The organism is Rhodococcoides fascians A25f (assembly GCF_000760935.2).
Classification (GTDB): domain Bacteria; phylum Actinomycetota; class Actinomycetes; order Mycobacteriales; family Mycobacteriaceae; genus Rhodococcoides.
The window spans coordinates 2,742,917-2,758,090 of record NZ_CP049744.1 but is presented as its reverse complement, the minus strand read 5'-3'; the positions used below and the strand labels follow the sequence as shown (position 1 = coordinate 2,758,090).

At 63.6% G+C, this 15,174-nt stretch carries 13 protein-coding genes; 5 read left to right on the top strand and 8 right to left on the bottom strand.

Annotated features, from left to right (window positions below):
• Positions 1 to 94: 94 nt before the first annotated feature.
• On the top strand, positions 95 to 3,622 hold the full coding sequence (gene car / locus BH93_RS13100; protein WP_037173650.1) for a carboxylic acid reductase: 3,528 nt from the start codon (positions 95 to 97) through the stop codon (positions 3,620 to 3,622).
• A 41-nt stretch (positions 3,623 to 3,663) separates the two neighbouring features.
• Here car and BH93_RS13095 read toward each other — a convergent pair whose 3' ends face one another.
• From BH93_RS13095 to BH93_RS13080, 4 genes are read right to left on the bottom strand one after another with little or no spacing between them, the layout of a single operon-like run.
• Positions 3,664 to 5,253, bottom strand: a complete 1,590-nt coding sequence (locus BH93_RS13095; protein ID WP_037173649.1) for a hypothetical protein — start codon at positions 5,251 to 5,253, stop codon at positions 3,664 to 3,666.
• A gap of 10 nt (positions 5,254 to 5,263) precedes the next feature.
• Positions 5,264 to 5,977 (bottom strand): cysteine hydrolase family protein, encoded by a 714-nt coding sequence (locus BH93_RS13090; protein WP_052065069.1) that lies wholly within the window; start codon positions 5,975 to 5,977, stop codon positions 5,264 to 5,266.
• Positions 5,974 to 7,797 carry an allophanate hydrolase gene (gene atzF / locus BH93_RS13085; protein ID WP_080739026.1) on the bottom strand — a complete coding sequence of 608 codons (1,824 nt, stop codon included), beginning with the start codon at positions 7,795 to 7,797 and terminating at the stop codon, positions 5,974 to 5,976. The genes BH93_RS13090 and atzF overlap by 4 nt, the downstream gene beginning before the upstream one ends.
• Positions 7,798 to 7,854: 57 nt before the next feature.
• The gene (locus tag BH93_RS13080) at positions 7,855 to 8,529 is read right to left on the bottom strand and encodes a GntR family transcriptional regulator (protein WP_032378522.1); all 675 of its coding nucleotides are present in this window, start codon (positions 8,527 to 8,529) and stop codon (positions 7,855 to 7,857) included.
• A gap of 103 nt (positions 8,530 to 8,632) precedes the next feature.
• Between BH93_RS13080 and BH93_RS13075 the strand changes: the two genes are divergently transcribed.
• A complete protein-coding gene (locus tag BH93_RS13075) occupies positions 8,633 to 8,929 on the top strand; it encodes a DUF503 domain-containing protein (RefSeq protein ID WP_032377966.1) in 297 nt (98 codons plus the stop codon).
• 15 nt (positions 8,930 to 8,944) lie between these two features.
• Here BH93_RS13075 and BH93_RS13070 read toward each other — a convergent pair whose 3' ends face one another.
• Positions 8,945 to 9,508 (bottom strand): dihydrofolate reductase family protein, encoded by a 564-nt coding sequence (locus BH93_RS13070; protein WP_037173648.1) that lies wholly within the window; start codon positions 9,506 to 9,508, stop codon positions 8,945 to 8,947.
• A 79-nt stretch (positions 9,509 to 9,587) separates the two neighbouring features.
• Between BH93_RS13070 and BH93_RS13065 the strand changes: the two genes are divergently transcribed.
• Genes BH93_RS13065 through BH93_RS13055 form a run of 3 tightly spaced genes read left to right on the top strand, consistent with a single transcriptional unit; the run spans position 9,588 to position 11,563 of the window.
• A complete protein-coding gene (locus BH93_RS13065) occupies positions 9,588 to 10,748 on the top strand; it encodes an NAD(P)/FAD-dependent oxidoreductase (protein WP_052065129.1) in 1,161 nt (386 codons plus the stop codon).
• 19 nt (positions 10,749 to 10,767) lie between these two features.
• Positions 10,768 to 11,085 (top strand): hypothetical protein, encoded by a 318-nt coding sequence (locus tag BH93_RS13060; protein ID WP_037173646.1) that lies wholly within the window; start codon positions 10,768 to 10,770, stop codon positions 11,083 to 11,085.
• A gap of 58 nt (positions 11,086 to 11,143) precedes the next feature.
• On the top strand, positions 11,144 to 11,563 hold the full coding sequence (locus tag BH93_RS13055) for a VOC family protein (RefSeq protein ID WP_037174218.1): 420 nt from the start codon (positions 11,144 to 11,146) through the stop codon (positions 11,561 to 11,563).
• An 18-nt stretch (positions 11,564 to 11,581) separates the two neighbouring features.
• Here BH93_RS13055 and BH93_RS13050 read toward each other — a convergent pair whose 3' ends face one another.
• From BH93_RS13050 to BH93_RS13040, 3 genes are all read right to left on the bottom strand, one after another.
• On the bottom strand, positions 11,582 to 12,853 hold the full coding sequence (locus BH93_RS13050; RefSeq protein ID WP_037174216.1) for an MFS transporter: 1,272 nt from the start codon (positions 12,851 to 12,853) through the stop codon (positions 11,582 to 11,584).
• 13 nt (positions 12,854 to 12,866) lie between these two features.
• On the bottom strand, positions 12,867 to 13,499 hold the full coding sequence (locus BH93_RS13045) for a GyrI-like domain-containing protein (RefSeq protein ID WP_037173643.1): 633 nt from the start codon (positions 13,497 to 13,499) through the stop codon (positions 12,867 to 12,869).
• 79 nt (positions 13,500 to 13,578) lie between these two features.
• Positions 13,579 to 15,123, bottom strand: coding sequence for an alanine/glycine:cation symporter family protein (locus BH93_RS13040; protein ID WP_037173642.1), 1,545 nt, complete (start codon positions 15,121 to 15,123; stop codon positions 13,579 to 13,581).
• Between the last annotated feature and the right edge of the window lie 51 nt (positions 15,124 to 15,174).

The following is a 15,174-nucleotide window of genomic DNA, read 5'->3' as shown; positions in this document are numbered from 1 at the left end:
CTCGACGGCATATACTTACCTTTGATAACGATATGAAGCGGACAATTGCGAGGCGCTCCGGACAACCGGTGCGTGTCGTCGGAGGGAGTCGAGCATGACGCACACACTGGCCGTCGACAGCCGACAGGATCGAGAGAGCAGGCAACGCAGTCGATTCCAGGAGCTGCACGAGTCCGACCAGGAGTTTCGAGCCGCCGAACCGGAGAGCTCGGTGGCGGACGCCGCCCAGGAGTTGTCGCCCAACCTCGCCCGCGTGGTTGCCGAGATCATGACGCGCTACTCGGATCGACCGGCCCTGGGTAGTCGGGCTCGCGAAATTGCCCGAGTCGACGACGCAAACACCCTTCGCCTGCTCCCGCGCTTCGATACCGTCACCTACGGGCAAGCCTGGAAGGATGCCGGTGCACTGGCCTCGGCTCTGACTCACGACTCGTTCGGAATCGCTCCCGGTGACTTCTTCGCAACCCTGGGTTTTGCGAGTGCCGACTATGTCATCGCGGAATTGGCCACGATCCGACTCGGCGCAATCGCCGTTCCGTTGCAGGCCGGTGCCTCCGCGGGCCAGCTCTCGGCCATCGCCGACGAAGTCGAACCCGTCGTCCTCGCAGCCGATGTCGACAATCTGTCCGTCGCGGTCCAGGTTGCCACGCAGTGCCGGTCCATTCGGCGAATCGTCGTCCTCGACTACGACGCTGCCATCGACGTGCACACACGGATCATGACGTCCGCGCACGCCGATGCCGAACAGGTCGGGGTCGTCATCCGGCCCCTCACCGAGCTGGTTCGCGACGGCGAGAAACTACCGGAGGTTCCGCTACCCGATGCCGAAGATCCCGACCGACTCGCGACACTGATCTACACCTCCGGCAGCACCGGAACTCCCAAAGGGGCGATGCACACCGAACGAATCGTCTGCGGAGCCTGGACCGGAGCCTGGCACCACACCGGAGCTTCCTCCGAATCCGTTGACCGGCCTGCTTTCCCCGTGATCACACTCGACTATCTTCCGATGAGTCATCTGGCCGGCCGTGGCCTCGTGTTCTCGGCGCTCGCTGCCGGCGGGACGGTGCACTTCGCCGGTGCCAGCGACCTGTCCACACTGTTCGAGGACTTCGCGCTCGCTCGGCCCACGATGGCACTGTTGATCCCCCGAGTGTGCGAGATGATTCGACACAACGTTCTCGCCGAGATCGACCGAGAGGTCGAGCGCTCCACTGTGGGAGACGAAGTGGCCGTACGGCGAGAGGTTCTGGAGCGCTACCGGAACGGGCAATTCGGCGGACGCATCCTGGCGGCGATGGTCGGCACTGCACCGATCGCGACCGAGGTCAAGGATTTCATCACCGAGCTGCTCGATATCCAGGTCCGCGACAACTACGGCTCCACCGAAGCCGGAATGGTGCTGCACGACGGCGTCATCGCGCGCCCCCCGGTGATCGAGTACAAACTCGACGACGTACCCGAGCTCGGCTACTTCTCCACCGACACACCGCATCCGCGCGGCGAACTCCTACTCAAGACGTCGTCCATCATTCCCGGGTACTACAAGCGCCCGGACGTCACCGCGGACGTGTTCGATTCCGAGGGCTTCTATCGCACCGGGGACGTCGTAGCCGAGATCGAGCCGGACCGACTTGCCTACGTAGACCGCCGCAAGAACGTTCTCAAGCTGGCCCAGGGTGAGTTCGTGGCCCTGGCCCGTCTCGAGGCAGTGTTCGGTACCAGCGAACTCGTCGACCAGATATTCCTCTACGGCAACAGCCAACGCGCATATCTCCTGGCCGTCGTCGTCCCGGCTCGGCCGGATACGACCACAGCCTCGATCATCGAGTCACTGCAAGAAATCGCTCGTACGGAATCGCTGAACTCGTACGAAATTCCGCGCGACGTGACGATCGAGCACCAGCCGTTCACGCAGGACAACGGGCTGCTCTCCGGTGCCGGGAAGCAACTACGGCCGAAACTCGTCGAACGCTACGGTGCCGATCTCGAGCGTCGCTACGCAGAACTCGAGTCGGGTCAGAACGAACGCCTACGCGAGCTTCGACGCAGCGGTGCCGACGCCCCGGTGCTGACCACCGTCGGCGATGCGGCACAGGCACTGCTGGGATGCGACGGATCCGACGTCCGACCCGACGCCCATTTCAGTGATCTCGGTGGAGACTCGTTGTCGGCGTTGACGTTCTCGACGCTCCTGCGGGACATCTACGGAGTGGACGTCCCGGTGGGAGTGATCACCGGGCCGGCCATGGATCTGTCTGCCTTGGCCGACTACATCACCTCGGCCCGGGACAACGATTCCGACACAGCAACATTCGCCTCGGTGCACGGACGCGACGCCACGGTTGCGCACGCCTCCGACCTGCGCCTGTCTGCCTTCCTGGACGAGACGCTCCTCGATACTGCTCATCATGTTTCGGGCCCTCGCACCCGAACCGAAACGGTGTTGCTGACCGGTGCCAACGGATACCTCGGCCGCTTCCTCTGCCTGGAATGGCTCGAGCGTATGGCCGAGGTCGGCGGAACTGTGGTGTGCTTGGTTCGCGGACGCTCCGATTCCGACGCGCGTTCCCGACTCGATGCAGCGTTCGACAGTGGAGACACAGAGCTGTCCGCTCACTACCGAGCTCTGGCAGACTCTGCCCTCGAGGTCGTGGCAGGAGATCTCGGCACGCCTCGATTCGGCTTGGACCACGACCAGTTCGCGGCTCTGGCCGGGCGGATCGATCGCATCGTTCACCCCGCTGCGCTGGTCAACCACTCTCTTCCGTACGAGCACCTGTTCGGTCCCAACGTCGTCGGTACGGCCGAGGTGATCCGGCTCGCGCTGACCGACCACGTCAAGCCGGTGACCTACCTGTCGACGGTCGCCGTCGCTGCGGGCGTCGACAATTTCCGGGAGAACGGCGACATCCGCACCGACAGTCCTGCGCGGGCTGTCGACGATTCGTACGCCAACGGCTATGGCAACTCCAAGTGGGCCGGCGAAGTGTTGTTGCGCAACGCATTCGACGAATTCGGTCTGCCGGTGTCGGTCTTTCGCTCCGATATGATCCTCGCGCACAGCAGGTGGTCGGGCCAGCTCAACGTACCGGATGTATTCACGCGTCTGATCCTCTCGGTCGTGGCAACCGGACTGGCTCCTCGGACGTTCTACGCCACGGGAACCGGTGCGCCGACGGACGAAAGTGGGCGTCCCCTAGCCCATTACGACGGGCTTCCCGCCGATTTCAGCGCCGGTGCCATCACGACGATTGCGGGTGCCGACGTCTCGGGTTACCGAACCTTCGACATTCTCAACCCACACGACGACAACATCTCGCTGGACACGTTCGTCGATTGGATCCGTGAGGCGGGTCGCGACATCGAGATCGTCGACGACTACGACGAATGGTTCGAGCGTTTCAGCGCTGCAGTCGAGGCTCTTCCGGAGAAGCAGCGCTCCCACTCGCTGCTGCCTTTGATTCAGTCGTACGCACACCCGCAGCAGCCGTCGTCGGGTGCGATGTTGCCGGCGGACGAGTTCGCTGCGGCGGTCGGGGAGATTCCACACCTCGGGCGTGGACTGATCGAGAAGTATCTGTCCGATCTCGTGGCCCTCGGACTCGTCGGCGAGCGCTGAAGCATCTCCCGATGCGGGCCGAGCGGCCCGCATCGGGAGCGCTACTCCCCTGGCTCACCGACCGGTTGCGGCTCGTCCGTCCGCTTCGTGCCGGGAATCAGCCGCGAGTACGCCAGACACACCAGCCCGAAGAACAGGTAGCCCAGCGCCACTTGGGGATTGGCGGCCCAACCCACCTCGTGTGAGTGGATCAAGCCGACCCACGACAATGCCGCGGCAACCCCGCCGGCTGCACCAGCGGTAACAAATCGTTTGTCCAGAACGAACGTGACGATGGTGCCCAACATCAGTCCGGCGAGCACCGCGCCCGACCCGAACGTCTTGAGCCCCTCGTACACGACGCCCGCCTGGCCGAGCGCCTCGTCACCGACCTCCGTCGCCGATGTACCGGCAGCACTGAGTGCATTGTCGATCAACCCCACTGCCCATTCCGCCAGGTTCGGTAGTAACGCGACCACCACCGCGATGGCATGGAGCCTCGGCACCGATTGGAACGCCTGAGCACCGATCAGCAAGCCGATGTACAGCAGAATCGGGACGATCGCTGGAATCGGCAGCAGCGTTGCCAGTAATCCGAAGAGCCCGAGGAAACACATGAGTCCGATCGCGATGCCCGACGCGAGCGAATACCCGGTTCGGCCGCCCGCGTCCTTCCAGCCCGGGTGCCCGATGTACACCGCAGGAGGGAACGGCGATCCGAAGGCCGAGCCGACGATCGCACCGAATCCGTCGGCGAGCAGCACGCTGCGAAGGTTGTAGTTGTCTCCCGCGGCGGATGCGCTTTCGACGTTGCTCATCGCCTCGGTGAAGTTGTAGACCCCCAACGGAATTGCGGTAGCGAGCAACGGGGCCAGATTACCGAGACCGTCGAGAAGGAGATCGAGGCGCAGATCGGGTAAGCCGAGTGCGATGTTGCTCGCTGCCTCGGTCACGTCCGGCACCGACATGTATCCGCCGATCCAGCCGATCGCCGTGCCTACCAGAAGCGCTGCGAGACCGACCGGGATGTTTCCGGGCAGCTTCACGTCCGTGAAGAATCCGATCAGAATGATTGCGAGAACGGGCAATCCGATCCAAGCTGCCTCCCACATCTGAGCGGCCGGACGCATGGCGATGAACGTGATGGAGATGCCGGCCAGGGTGCCCAGCATGGCCGCGCGCGGGGTGATCCTACGGATGTACGGCCCGACGAATGCGCCGATCATGACGATGATGCCGATCATGAACGCCCAGGCCAACCCCGCTGCCCACGCCTGCAGCGCGTCACCCGTTGCCAGATAGACCGGCAACATGACCACGAACACCACGATGAACATGTGCGGAACGCTCGGCCCGTAGGGCAGCGCCGTCACGTCGGTTCGGTTCTCGCGCTTGGCCAATCGACGGGCGAGAACCATGTAGTACAGGTTTCCCAGAATCAGCGCGATACCGAGGGCGGGGAGCAGGGTCCCGAGGACGTCACTCGACGGAATCCCGACCACGGCGATACTGAGTGTCGTCAGAGTGAGCACATTGACGAGGATGTTGAAGCCGAGTCCGAAGAACGCGTTGGTGTCTCCCTTGGTCCACCACGAAAGAGCGAACGGAGACGACGGGTCGGCAGCGGGTGAATCTTTCACGTCCATGGTCATGTCCGAGGTCCTATCGACTCGCCGAGGTGGGGACGAAAGCAGACAACGCAGCCACGACGTCCTCCGACGACGCGGTCCACCCGAAAATTCCACCTTGAGCCGAGATCATCTCGAGTCCAACGCGCTGGAATTCCGGAAAATACGAACCGACGCAGTCCGTCACCACGAGGCACTCGTATCCGCGATCGTTGGCTTCACGCACTGTCGTGTGCACGCATACCTCGGTCGTCACGCCCGTGACGAGCAGCGTGGTGATTCCGGCGGCGATCAGAATCTCGGCGAGTTCGGTTGCGTAGAACGCCCCCTTTCCAGGCTTGTCGATGACGGTCTCGCCGTCGATCGGTGCCAGTTCGTCGACGATGTCGTGACCGTACTCTCCGCGAATCAGGATGCGGCCGAACGCTCCTGGGTCGCCGATGCGCTGCGACGGGGTGCCGCGACGCAACTTCGCCGGTGGACAGTCGGACAGATCCGGTAGATGACCCTCTCTGGTGTGAATCACGGGTATCCCGGATTCCCTGGCTGCCGAGATGAGGCCCGCGAGTGGTTCGATGACGCTTCGCAGTAGGCCGACGTCGTTGCCGAGGCTCTCCCCGAACCCTCCGGGCAGCAGAAAATCCCGCTGCATGTCGATCACGAGTAGTGCCGTCCGTGCGGCATCGATCGTGAACTCCGATGGTGATGCAGTTGCAATCGTCGATTCGGGTCTGTGTGTCGAGGTCATGAGATCTCCTGTGCTGCCGTGGGAGTGTCGTGGGCGGAAGTGATCGCCCGGGAATATGCCCGCCAGCCACCGAACTCGCTGATGTCGTCGACGGTGTGACGCTCCGCGCCGGTCTGGACAGTTGCGTCGCAGACGTAGCCGAGAACGTCGGAACCGTCGGCCAGCAGTACTCGTCCCAGAGCGAGCACCGCCGGCAGTCTGCCCGCGAGTACCGCAAGAGAAGTGGCGGGCAGACGCCACCTCTCCACGTCGATTGCGCTGCCGCCGAATGGAACTCGCAGCAAGCCGGGTGTCGGATCGGCAGTTCCGATCCGAAGCAGTGTGTACGTCGGTGCGGTGGTCGTCGCCTCCACCAGGGTTCCGCCGAGTTCGAGCAGCTGCGGATTGGCCCGCTCCCCTGACAGGTGGTGCCCCGCGACGACGATGTCGACAGTCGATTCTTCGGTTGGAGTACGCGCCGAGACGATCCGTCGTTCGCCGATGATCCTGGCCGCGACCGCCAGCACCGTGTCGTCGGCAAGCGCGGGCCCGATCACCATGAGACCGGTCGGTCGACCGTCCTCGGTGAGCCCCGCGGGGACTGCCACCGCCGTCAGGTCGAGAAGGTTCCCGAAGTGGGTGTAGTGACCGAGCTTCGTGTTGCACGCGATGGGGTCTGCGAGTACCTCCGGAACGGTGAAGGTGGTGCCGATGGTCGGCACGATCATCACGTCCATCGACGTCCAGAGCTGCGCGACGCGAGCGCGAAGGTCTTGCAGTGTCTGCAGTGCACGGAAGGCATCGACTGCGCTGTACTGACGCCCTCCCAGGAAGATCTCGCGGACGACGGGGACGATGGAATCTGGATTCTCGGTGAGGAATGCATCGAACTCGACCAGTCGCTCGGCAACCCACGGCCCTTGGTACAGCAGCGAGCCGGCATCGAGAAACGGCATGAGATCGACTGTTGCCGTGCGCAGTCCGTACGAGGGCAACGATTCCCGAGCAGCCGAATGCGCGGCGGCCATGGCCGCGTCGCCGAAGAAGTCCAGCAGCTGCAGGTCCGGTAGTCCGACGGTGATCTCGCGCCCGTCGTACCTTCCTCCGCGCGGACGTGACCAACCGTCCGCCGGGTCCTCGGCACACATGACGTCGAACACGAGGTCGAGGTCCTCGATCGTGGTAGCCATCAGGGTGATGCAGTCCAGGGACTTGCACGCGGGGACGAGTCCGACGGTGCTGATCAGGCCACGTGACGGTTTCCATCCGACGATTCCGTTGAGCGCGGCCGGTACTCGACCGGATCCGGCGGTGTCGGTGGCCACACAGAACGGCACCTGCCCGAGGGCGACGGCCAAGGCCGATCCGGAGCTCGATCCGCCCGAGATCATGTCGTTGCCGTAGACACTGCGCGGAACGGTGTGTGGTGTACGAGTGCCGTTCAGGCCCGTCGCGAACTGATCGAGACTGGTCTTGCCGACGAAAATGGCTCCGGCGTCGAGCAGCGCCTGAACCGCAGGTGCCGTCGAATCCGGCGTGTAGGCGTAGTCGGGGCAGGCCAGGGTGGTGGGGTACCCGGCCACGTCGATACTGTCTTTCACCCCGAAGGGAATCCCGAACAGCGGAAGCAAATGCGCGTCGGATCGTGCTTCCAGAGCTGCGGCCGCAGCGGAGAGTTCCGCGAGTCCGACGACGGTGATCCATGTGCCGTCATCGCCGCGCGACGCGACGGCGGCCGAGAACGCTTCGACGACACTCGATGGAGTCTTCGCGCCCGTTCGGTACGCCTCGAGCATCTCTGCAACGGTGGGTCCACACACTGGACCACGGTCTGAATTCATACCGTCGATTGTCGACAGTTTGCTGTTTCAGCAGGTTGTCGCCATGTTTCGAGTCTGTTAGGAAATTCTCTCGAGGTGGAGGTACGTGAGTTCGCCGTGCTGCTTCAGCGCAGCGAGCGCCACCGACACGTCGTTGGATTCGATCGCATCGAGCAACCACTCGTGACGCCTGATCCCGTCGACCGGATTCGCAACCCGCGCTTCTTCTCTGAGGTTGCGGGCCATCGGTAGTTGCAACTTCAGCAGGATCGGCGCATACGCGACGTCGAGCTGCCGACTGCCCGCCAACCCGACTATGGCTTCGTGAAAGCGACGATGCGCATCGTCCTTCTCCAATGTGTCTCCGCGGGCATCGGCGTCGCGCATCTCGTCGAGGGCCGCACGTACCGGAGCGAAAGAATCGAAGGACGAGGACGCAACCGGGAGTGCGCGTCTGAGCGCGTGCTGCTCGAGAACCTGACGCAGCTCGAAAAGTTCGAGAATGTCCTCTGCGGACCACACCGTCACCCGAAACCCGCGGCGAGGAAGATGTTCGACGAGGCCCTGCTGAGCCAACAGCCGCAGCGCCTCCCGCACCGGTGCCCGGCTGATTCCGAGGCGCGAGCACAACGTCTCCTCGACCACCCGAGATCCGGGCTCCAGCTCACCACTGAGCACCTCGGATCGCACCTGGCGGGTTGCCATTTCGACAAGGCTCGGCGGCAAGGATCCGTGTCCATCCCGCGCAGCCATGAGGCCAGTGTACGAACACGAGCGTCGAATGGTGTGCATCCACGGCCATCGCCGGGTCGAGTCGGGAGCACGCGGGTGCCGCCGGCACTACACTGGCAGGCCTATGTGGATTGGATGGATAGAATTCGACTTTCTTCTCGGCGATGTGCATTCACTCAAAGAGAAACGCTCCGTTGTTCGGCCGGTGATCTCCGAGATGCACCGCAAATTTGCGGTATCGGTCGCAGAGACCGACCATCGTGAACTTCATCGGCGAGCAGGTATCGGCGCTTCGGTCGTGGCCGGCGACCTCGATCACGTCACCGATGTTCTCGACCGGCTCGAGCGAGTTGCAGCGTCCCGGCCCGAACTCCAACTCGTATCGGTTCGCCGGCGCACCATCCGAAGCGACGACGTCTGAGCCCTGCCCGACGGACTAACGGCGAACGTCGAAGACTTGCTTCTGGATTCCGTTTCCGTACACCTCGTGTTCGACCAATTCGAGATGCGTGGTGTCCTTGTCCGACGCACTGAACAGACGCTTTCCTGCACCGAGCAGGAGCGGGAACACCAGTAGGTGGTACCGATCGACCAGACCGGCATCGGCAAGACTCCGGCCCAGCGTGGCGCTACCGTGCACGGAGATGGGCCCACCGTCGGTGTTCCTGAGCTCCGCGACATCGTCGATACTGCGCAAAATGGTTGCGGGCCAACGCGAATCATCCTGCTCCAGCGTGGTCGACACCACATACCTGGGCATGGCATTGTATTCGGCGAAATCGTCCATCGTCGGCCAGATCGGTGCGAAGGCCTCGTACGAGGTGTGGCCGAGTAGCAGCGCCGACGCTTCGCTCTGCTCACGCCCCTTGATTTCGTAAGCCGCCGGGTCGAACTCGATGTCCTGGAACGTCCACCCGGAGTTGCGGTAGCCCGCTTCGCCACCGGGTCCTTCCATCACGCCGTCGAGCGAAACGAACGCGGTCACGATCAAGGTGCGCATTGGCGGTCCTCACAGTCAAGGGTGTCGGGTGCCGGAATCGTAAACCATGCAGTGCCGGTCGACGGATACCATCGTCGGCATGATCGGCACCGTCCCCATCGACATGTCCCGTCCGGCGTGGGACGACGATTCCGCGGTGTCCGGTTGGCGGGGCGTGCCCGCGTTGGACGGCGACTGCTCTGCTGACGTCTGCGTCGTCGGTCTCGGCGGTTCGGGCCTGGCCGCTGTCGCTGACCTGCTCGGCCGCGGCCTCGACGTCGTCGGGATCGATGCAGGGCGAGTCGCAGCCGGTGCTGCGGGTCGAAACGGCGGCTTTCTGCTGGGCGGCCCCGCAACGTTTCTGCACACCGCGCTGTCGATGTGGGGGCCGTGCGCCGTCGATCTCTATCGTGCGACCCTCGCCGAGATCGATTCGTTGGAAGCACTCCTCGGATCGTCCGTCATTCGCCGCACCGGGTCCATCAGGCTTGCGGGCGTCCCGGATACGCAGGCCGACCCCGCTGATGCGCGGGACTGCGCGGAATTGGTGAAGTGCCTGCGCGAGAACAACATTGCCGTCGAAGAGTATTCGGGCGAGCTGGGAGACGGCGTCTTTTTGCCCGACGATGCGGTGATGAATCCTGCCCGTCGCGCACTCGGAATGGCGGCAGCGCTTGCCGGTCGCGCCAGGCTCCACGAGTACACACCCGCTGTCGGCATCGAGCCCGGAGCAGTGACGACGCCGACCGGGGTGATCCGCTGCGATCTGATACTGGTCGCCGTGGACGGTCGCCTCGAACGCGTACTCCCCCAGCTCGACGGTCGAGTTCGGACGGCCCGCCTCCAGATGCTCGCCACCGCTCCTGTCACGGCGGGTCGGTTGCCGTGTCCCGTGTACGGACGGTGGGGGTACGACTACGCACAGCAGGACGCGTCGGGACGCCTGTACGTCGGGGGTGGCCGCGACTTGTTCGTCGAGGAAGAGTGGACCTTCTCCAGCGAACCGACGGCCCGAGTGCAGAACTACCTCGACTCGCTCGCCGAGTTGTTTGCCGGCGAACATGTCTCCGTGAACGCACGGTGGGCAGCGTCGGTGGGGTTCACCGCGGACGGGCGGCCGTTGTGTGGTTACGTCGATGACGGAGTGATCGCGTTCGGTGGCTACAACGGAACCGGCAATCTCGTCGGGCCGGTGACCGCTCGCGCTGCCGTGGCCCTCGGACTGGACGCGATCGAAGTTCCGCAGTACCTGAGCAGCTGACCCGTGGCAGGGTGGACTCATGGCTGACGAACCGGAACACACCGAAGACGGTCACTACATCGTGATCAAGGGCCGACGTTGGCGCGCAACGGATCCCGACATACCCGAGGATCGGAACGCAGAACTGCGGTCGATCCTCATGGCATGGCGCAGGGAGGTCAAACGCACGTCGGGTGCCCCGGAATCTCGCGCAGGTGTACAGGCGACCAAGGTCGCTCTCGGCGAACGAGGAGCACCGTGGTGGGAGCAGTCCGACGACGAACGACGGGCCAGATGGGAGTCCGCAGTACCGACGCCGGAAGACACCGATACCTCTTCCGGTGACTTTTCGTCGTAGCGCCGGTCTACCGTTTCGACGGATGCCGTCGGTGTACATCAGCGAAAAGGAGCCAGCCATGTCCATTCTCAATCCGTATCTTTCGTTTCGAGACAACGCCCGCGAGGCCATGGAGTTCTACCGGTCCGTCTTCGGAGGCGAGCTGACCGTCAGCACGTTCGGCGAGGCCATGGCCAGCGAGAATCCCGCCGATGAGAACAAGATCATGCACGGCCAGTTGACCACTCCCAATGGATTCACCTTGATGGGTGCCGACACGCCGTCCTCGATGGACCACACGCCCGGTAGCGCGATGAGCGTCTCTCTCAGCGGCGACGACGAGGACGAATTGACGGGCTACTGGAACAAGCTGGCCGTCGACGCGCAATTCACGATGGGCCTCGACAAGGCTCCGTGGGGCGATACGTTCGGCATGCTGACCGACAAGTTCGGTGTGCAGTGGATGGTGAACATCGCGGGATCCACACCCGGTAGCTGAGCGCCGGTTCAATCGTCCCTAGCCGGCGAAGGTCTTCGGAGGGACAACCTGCCGAAGACCTTCGGGGCCCCAGCCACGGTCGAGTGCGACAAGCAATGCTGCACAGCCGATACCGGACAACACCAGGGCAGAACCGAACATCGCTGTGTAGCCGAACAGGTCTCCCACCACACCGGCTGCGATTCCTGCCGCTCCTTGCGCGAAGACGACCGCACAGGCCATCAACGTGTAATCGCTTCCTGCGAAACGCTTCTCCGATGCGTCCATCATGAGAGCGAACACCGCGACCGTGGCCGCCCCACCGAGCACGTGCTCGGTGATGTTCGCCGTGATCAGCAGTGGAAATCCGCCGATGCCGAGGGAGGCGATGACGTACAACGCAAGGCTCATGGTCTGGCTCACTCCGCCTATCAGCAACGCCCGGCGACGTCCGTGCCGGAAGGTCATCCACGCCCCGAGGGCCGCACCCCCGAGCGCTGCCACCGAGGAGAGGCCACCCTCGACCAGCGCGATCTGCGGCAGGGACAATCCACTGTCCGACAGGAACGGGCCCACCAGTGCCGATCCCATCGAGTTTCCGAATTTGAACCCGATGATCAGCAGTATGAACGCCACCATGCCGGGCCTGCGGAGCCTGGACCACCAGGCAACAGCAAGCCGAACCGGCGATTCCGATTCGGTGTGCCGATCGGAGGCGGCATCCGCCGCGTCGAGTTGCCTGCGCATCCACCACACCGGGACAGTCGTCAATGCGATGAGCAATGCCATCGCGACGAACAGCACCCGCCACCCGGCAAAGGTGAACAGCCACAACAGCAGTCCACCGCCGCACACCATTCCGATTCGGTAGGCACCGACTTGGAGGCCGTTGCCCAGCCCTCGCTGCGCCGCGGTCAGCGTTCTGACCGCGATGCCGTCGGTCGCGATGTCCTGTGTGGCCGAGAGAGCATTCATGACGAAGATGCCGACGAACAACCAACGCAACGTCGACGACAGGTCGAGGAACGACAACGCCAGAGCCACCACCGCAGCCGCACACTGCAGAGACAGCAGCCACCGCCGTCTGGATCCGTAGCGATCGACGTACGGTGCCCAGAGAAATTTCAGCGCCCAGGGCAGAAACAGCACACCGGTGGCACTGATCTTCACCAACGAGAATCCCGACTCCCGCAGCACAACCGGGAGTGCCTGGGTGAAGAATCCGAACGGCAGTCCCTGCGCAAAGTAGAGAGCCCCGAGCAAGGTGAGGGTTCCGGCCGTGAACGAAGCCGGACGCACCGCATTGGTCATGTCGGCCATCGTGTCAGAGCTTCGTCGACCCCGCTGAACGCACAACCGGTTGCCGGAGAACAGTCCGGAGTTTCGCGGGCTCGACCCGGCGCGGATCGCTCAGGTAGATCTCGTGGTGTCGGCCGGTCATCGTCAGTCCGGCATCGGGGATGTACGAATCGTGAAGTTCGGCCAGCACCGGCGTCTCGTCGTCGTATGACCCGATGTGCAGCGTCTGCACGCACAGTCCCTCGTTCAGGGTCTCCAACCGAACTCTGGTCGACGCCTCGGACGTGCCTTTCGCGCCGGCGGACGCCACCGCCGCCTCGAACATCGTTCGATCGATCCAGTCGGGCACCATGATCATGACGGTCCAGTTCCACTCGGCCTTGTTGCGGGCAGTGGTGAACGAGACCATGTTCTCGGCCCACCACAGCGCCTCGAGCGGCGGGACGACGTAGTCCCGGTCGAGGTTCTTCTTACTGGCGAACTTCAGTGTGTACGCCACCGGGTAGAGCGCCCCGATTGCTTCGGCGTACTCCGGAGCGGTGTTCGGATCGCCGTGTCCGTCGATCATCAGGTAGGTCAGCGGCGGAACGACGAGGGTACGAAAGGTGTTGTGTCGCGCCGAATATGCGTCGAGCGTCTTCTTGAAGTCGATCTTCACTCGTCCCCCTCCGTCAGGGATGAGCCAAGCACATTCTGCGGGTCGACGCCGACCCTTCGTGTCGACGATCCGCCGTTTCTCAGACCTCGGCGTCGACCTTCTCCTGCTCGCCGCGACGCATCGCCATGTACTCGGACAGCTCACGCTTGACCACCGGCAACAGCAGGTACAGGCCCGTGATGTTGACCAGCGCCAGCAGGAACAGCGTGGCGTCGGCGAAGTCGAGAACCGAGCCGAGCGAGAGCACTGTTCCGATGACGGTGAACACACAGAACATGATGTTGAAGAAGCTGCGAGAGAAACGGCTACGGCCGAACAGCGACGTCCATGCCTGCAGCCCGTAGTACGCCCACGTGATCGCCGTCGACAGCGCGAACAGCGCCACCGCAAGCGTGAGCACGTACGGGAACCACGGCAGAACGGTCTCGAATGCATCCGAGGTCAGCGTCACGCCGCCGGCAGGTAGTTCACCGGTCTCGGCGACGATCGCCCGCTGGTCCTGCCAGGACACGGTATTGGCGATGACGATGGTCAGCGCGGTCGCGGTGCAGATGACGACTGTGTCGATGAAGGGCTCGAGCATTGCCACGAAGCCCTCGGTGACCGGGTGTCTGGTCTTGACGGCCGAGTGTGCGATGGCCGCAGATCCCAGCCCGGCCTCGTTGGAGAATGCGGCCCGCTGGAATCCGATGATCATGACACCCAGTACGCCGCCCGCCACGCCCTCGGGCGAGAACGCACCCTCGAAGATTGCGACGAACGCGGTCGGGACGGAGCGGAAGTTGACGGCGATGACCACACCACACGCGACGATGTAGATCAGCGCCATCGACGGAACGAGCTTGGCGGTCACGGCCGAGATCGACTTCATCCCGCCGATGATGACGAGCCCGATGATCAGCGCGACAACGAGCCCGAACACGGCTTTTGCGCCGTCGGAGCCGAGGAATCCGTCCTCGCCGCCGGTGACCGAGCGAACCTGAGCGTAGGTCTGGTTGGCCTGGAACATGTTGCCACCGCTGATGGCGAAGAAGGTGATGATGATGGCGTAGAAGACGGCCATCACCTTGCCGACCTTCGCAAGCCCACGCTCGGCAAGTCCCTTGGTGAGGTATTTCATCGGTCCGCCGGAGACGGTCCCGTCCTCGTTGATGTCTCGGTACTTCACACCGAGCGTGCACTCGACGAATTTCGACGCCATGCCGAGCACGCCCGCGAGAATCATCCACAGCGTGGCACCTGGGCCACCGAGCGTCACTGCTACCGCGACACCTGCGATATTGCCGAGTCCGACGGTTCCGGACACTGCGGCCGTCAGGGCCCGGAAGTGGCTCACTTCCCCCGGCGCATCGGCCTCGTGTTCCTTTCCGCTCACCAGGATCAACGATCTCTTGATCCCGCGGAACTGGATGAACTTGAAGGTCACCGTGAAGATGACGGCACCGAGGATCAGCCACAGCACGATCAAGGGAACAGCGGCACCACCGATGTTCACGGTGAAGAAGACGAAGTTGGACACTGCAGCGGAGATCGGATCGAACGCATTGTTGATCGCAGTCTCGATGGAGCTGAGTGTGCCTCCATCTGCGGCCAGAAAGTCGCTGTCGAGGGGGTGAGAACTCATACCGACGAGTGAACAGCACGGGGAGCGCTACCGAAGCCGTTTACCTTTTTT